Source organism: Synechococcus sp. CCY9201, from assembly GCF_034931105.1.
Lineage (GTDB): Bacteria > Cyanobacteriota > Cyanobacteriia > PCC-6307 > Cyanobiaceae > CBW1002.
Map to the genome: position 1 here is coordinate 1 of NZ_JAYGIC010000090.1, position 2,742 is coordinate 2,742.

The 2,742-nt window shown below is 70.8% G+C and carries 3 protein-coding genes; 1 reads left to right on the top strand and 2 read right to left on the bottom strand.

Annotated features, from left to right (window positions below; all coding sequences use genetic code 11):
- The coding region (locus VB716_RS09090) for a protein kinase domain-containing protein (protein ID WP_323270294.1) at positions 1-959 on the bottom strand (959 nt) is incomplete at its 3' end.
- Positions 959-1,963 (bottom strand): cysteine synthase A, encoded by a 1,005-nt coding sequence (locus VB716_RS09095; RefSeq protein ID WP_323270295.1) that lies wholly within the window; start codon positions 1,961-1,963, stop codon positions 959-961. The genes VB716_RS09090 and VB716_RS09095, both read right to left, overlap by 1 nt.
- Before the next feature lie 80 nt (positions 1,964-2,043).
- Between VB716_RS09095 and VB716_RS09100 the strand changes: the two genes are divergently transcribed.
- Positions 2,044-2,742 (top strand): DinB family protein (locus VB716_RS09100; RefSeq protein WP_323270296.1); only part of this gene is annotated, 699 nt, incomplete at its 3' end.

Here is a 2,742-nt window from a genome sequence, read left to right on the forward strand (position 1 = left end):
GCGGGCAGCGGCTGGCTCTCGGCCAGGCCGACAAGGGGCAGTTCCGGCGCGACGGGACCAGGCAGCGGTGACGGTGCAGGCGCCACCAGCACCAGCGTGCGATCCGCGCGGGGCACCGGGCCGGTGCTGTCCGGCATGGGGAGAGCCTGCAGTGCGGCCAGAGCCTGGGCGGCGCTGGCGAACCGACTGGCCGGATCCCGCTGCAGCAGTCGCTCCAGCTGGAGGCGCAGCTCTGGTTCGGCGTCAAGCGTCGCCGGCCAGCGCCATTCCAGGCTGACCGGATCGAGCAGGGAGGCCGGCGGCTCGCCGCTCAGCAGCACCAGGGCCGTGACGCCGAGGGCATGCAGATCCATCCAGGGCTGAGCTGCGCCGCCCTGGGCCAGCTCCGGGGGCGCATAGCCCGCTGTGGCCACGACGCCGCCGCCCACCAGGCCGAAATCCAGCAGCACCGGCTGGCCATCCCGATCGCGGCGCAGCAGATTGGCCGGACAGAGATCGCCGTGGACCAGCTCCTGGCTGTGCAGGGCCACCAGCACCGGCAGCAGCTGGCGAAGCAGCAGCAGCAGCTCCCCCCCGCCGAACACAAGCTGGCGCTCGGCGCGGGCCTCGAGCAGCTCCTGGTAGGTGCGCCCGTCCTGCCACTCCCGCACCAGCCAGAGGTCATCGCCAGCGGTGATCGCGCCACCGAAACGCGGCACCTGCGGATGGAGCACCGTCTGCAGCTGGCTCCAGCGGCGCCGAGCACCCTCCTGATCCGCCGCAGGACCCAGCTGGCGCAGGGCCATCAAGGCCCCGCCAGCCAGCTGGTCACTGGCCCGCCATAACCGCCCCTGAACCGGGGCGGCGTCATCGCTGGGGGCACTGAGGCACTGCTCCAGCTGGTAGCGCTCGCCGATCAGATGGCCAACCTCCGGCGGAGCAGGCGCCTCGGCGGGGCTGGGATCGGAAGGGGTCGCCATCAGGACGGGGATTGAGCGCCGTCGCGGTCGGGCTGATGCAGACCGCGGCTCTCCAGCCAAGCGCGGTCGTAGAGCCGCGAACGGTAGCGGTCACCGCTATCGCACAGCACGGTCACGATGCGATGGCCAGGCCCGAGGCGGCGGGCCGTTTCCACGGCCGCGGCCACGTTGATGCCCACCGAGCCGCCCAGAAACAGACCCTCCTGCCAGAGCAGCTGGTAGATCGTGTCGAGGGCAGCCTGATCGTCGATGCGCACGGCGTCATCGATCGGCGCCCCTTCCAGGTTGGCGGTGACGCGGCTGTTGCCGATGCCCTCGGTGATCGAGCGGCCCTCGGCCTGCAGTGCGCCGGTCCTGGCCCAGCTGTAGAGGGCGCTGCCGTGGGGATCGGCCAGCACGCAGCGCACCGCCGGATTCTTCTCCTTGAGATACAGGGCCACGCCGGCGTAGGTGCCCCCCGTGCCGGTGGCGGCCACCCAGGCATCCACCCGACCTTCGGTCTGCTCCCAGATTTCCGGAGCGGTGCTGTTGTAGTGGGCGCGGCGATTGGCCAGATTGTCGAACTGGTTGGCCCAGACGGCTCCGGGGGTTTCGGCGGCGATGCGGCCCGAGAGTCTCACGTAGTTGTTCGGGTCGCGGTAGGGCACCGCCGGCACGGTGCGCACTTCGGCGCCGAGGCTGCGCAGCAGGCCGATCTTCTCGGCCGACTGGGTGTCCGGAATCACGATCAGGGCCTTGTAGCCGCGGGCATTGCAGAGGTGGGTCAGACCGATGCCGGTGTTGCCCGCCGTGCCCTCCACCACCGTGCCGCCGGGCTGCAACAGCCCCTGCTCCTCCGCTTCCAGCAGGATGCCGAGGGCGGCCCGATCCTTGACGGAGCCGCCGGGGTTCATGAACTCGGCCTTGCCGAGGATGTCGCAACCGGTGAGGGCGCTCAGGGCCGCCAGGCGGATCAGGGGGGTGTGGCCGACTGCGCCGACAAACCCCTCAGTCGTACCGCCCATCGCGCTGGCCTTCTCGAACAACGTTGCTGTGGGCGGATCGTAGGCAACTCCCTAGGGTCAGCCCAGAGGGCACGGCAGTGATGGTTCCCCGGACGGGCACGGCGAGTGGACGGCCATCGCTGGTGACCCTGCGGCAGCGGCTGCGGCAGGTGCGCCAGATCAGCGAGCGCCTGATCGCTCCGCTGGAACCGGAAGACCTCTGCCTGCAGGGCATGGCCGACGCCAGTCCGCCCAAGTGGCACCTGGGCCACACCACCTGGTTCTTCGAGGAATTCCTGCTGCGGCCGGAACAGACCAGCGGCGCACCGGCTCCGGAGCTGTGGCGTTATCTGTTCAACAGCTACTACGACGCCGTGGGAGCGCGCCATCCGCGGCCGCAGCGGGGTCTGCTCAGCCGACCACCGATCGACGCGGTGCTGGCCTGGCGGCAGCAGGTGGATCAGGCCCTCGAGCTCCTGCTCGACCGAATGGAGGTCTGGCCCGAGGAACGGGCGCGCCCCACGCTGGCGCTGCTCGAACTGGGGTTGCAACACGAGCAGCAGCATCAGGAGCTGCTGCTGATGGACCTGCTCGATGGGTTCAGCCGCAATCCCCTGGAGCCGGCCTACCGCGGCACTGGTGGCCGTGACCGGCCCAAGACAGCCGCTGCACTGATCAGCGATGGCCTCGACAACAGCGCGGTGGCCGTGCCCGCCTGGCACGACGACCCCGAAGGCCGCTTCCGCGCCCTGGCGCACGCGCACGACGGCCCTGGCCACGAAGGCGCCGCTGCAGGCGGC

What these genes read in the sequence shown, in the direction of transcription:
- VB716_RS09095 (WP_323270295.1), bottom strand. Translation starts at nt 1,963, where the DNA reads ATGGGCGGTACGACTGAGGGGTTTGTCGGCGCAGTCGGCCACACCCCC.